Source organism: Ruegeria sp. AM9, assembly GCF_056540565.1.
In genome coordinates this window covers 1-1,020 of the sequence record NZ_JBQFWY010000041.1, presented here as the reverse complement: position 1 = coordinate 1,020, position 1,020 = coordinate 1, and the positions used below count along the sequence as shown (strand labels likewise).

Annotated in this window: 1 protein-coding gene; it reads right to left on the bottom strand. The window is 64.5% G+C overall.

Features of this window, described 5'->3' with window-relative positions; genetic code table 11:
- Positions 1-1,020, bottom strand: a 1,020-nt coding sequence (locus ACR0DO_RS19470) for a DUF3394 domain-containing protein (RefSeq protein WP_480561093.1), incomplete at both ends; no start/stop codon positions are given.

Below are 1,020 nucleotides of genomic sequence, written 5' to 3'. Positions count from 1 at the left end.
CCAAGAGCAGCAGCGCCGGGATGAACATCAGTTCCTTGGGCGGCTGGTTCTGGGGGGCCTGCACGGTGGTGATGCGGACGGGCTCGTCGGCGTAGTAGTCGAACATGTCCAGCTCATCCCCAACCGGTGTGCCGAACAGAGGCTCGTCGAGTTTCACCAGACCGTCTTCCTCCAGCGGGATCAGGCCCAGGGCGTCGATGCGGGCGGCGCCGTCAGCCTCATCCCCGATGGTCAGAACCACCGTGGTTTCGGTCATGTTGCCGGTGTCAAAGTCCGGGCCTGCGACCTCGATGCGCAGGGAACTGCCCGGGGCAGCCTCGCCCACCGCCTGCTCCAGCTGCGCCGGTTCGATCTGCGCAAACGGAGGCGCGATCCGGTTCATGAAGAAGTCCGGGCGGAACAGCGCAAAGGCGATCAGGATCAGCGCCACGCTTTCGTAGATGCGGTTGCGGGTCAGGAACCAGCCCATCGTGCCAGCGGTGAAGATCAGAATCGCGATGGTCGCGGACACAGCCACCAGAATGCCCTGCACCCAGCCCACATCAATGAGCAGCAGATCGGTGTTGAAGATGAACACAAAGGGCAGCGCCACGGTGCGCAAGCTGTAGAAGAAGGCGGTAAAGCCCGTCTTGATCGCGTCGCCTCCCGACACGGCGGCAGCGGCAAAGCTGGCCAAACCCACGGGTGGCGTCACATCGGCCATGATGCCGAAGTAGAACACAAACAGATGCACCGCGATCAGCGGCACGATCAGACCGTCCTGCGCGCCCAGTTCCACGACCACACCGGCCATCAGCGAGCTGACGACGATATAGTTCGCCGTGGTCGGCAGGCCCATGCCCAGGATCAGGCTCAGCAGGCCGACCAGCGCCAGCATGGCGATCAGGTTGCCGCCCGACAGGAACTCGACCAGATCGGCCATCACCTGGCCCACACCGGTCAGCGTCACGGTGCCCACGATCACGCCCGCGGTGGCGGTGGCCAGCGCGATGCCGATCATGTTGCGCGCGCCGTCGATCA